Origin of the sequence: Bartonella sp. AA83SXKL (assembly GCF_042196965.1) — a bacterium.
In the GTDB taxonomy this organism is placed as follows: Bacteria; Pseudomonadota; Alphaproteobacteria; order Rhizobiales; family Rhizobiaceae; genus Bartonella.
On record NZ_JBHIRG010000144.1, the window covers coordinates 434 to 810 of the forward strand.

Sequence of the window (377 nt, forward strand, 5' to 3'; positions counted from 1 at the left end):
GTGAAGCAGGACGTGAAACAATGATTGCGGGGCTTTGTGAGAGTCCCTTAACTTTTCAGGCTCTTATTATCTGGCGTGAAGAATTAAAAGAGCAGCGTATTCTCCTGCGTGAAATTATTGATCTTGAAACGACTTATGCAGGTCCAGAAGCTAAGCAGGCTCCTGTTATTGAACGAAGTGAGGTCCAAAAAGTAAAAGAGGAAAAGTCCTCTTCTGCCATGCGTGATATGGAGAATATTGCGCGAGATATAGGTGTCGAAGAGGATGATGAAGAAGACGATGATGTTAATTTATCGCTTGCTGCAATGGAAAATGAACTCTGTCCTCAGGTTATGGAAACTTTGGATTTTATTGCTGAAACCTATGTGAAATTGCGA

At 41.6% G+C, this 377-nt stretch carries 1 pseudogene; it reads left to right on the forward strand.

The window, feature by feature from the left end:
- Positions 1–377 (forward strand): annotated as a pseudogene (locus ACFINO_RS10210) (RNA polymerase sigma factor RpoD); the annotation flags it as partial.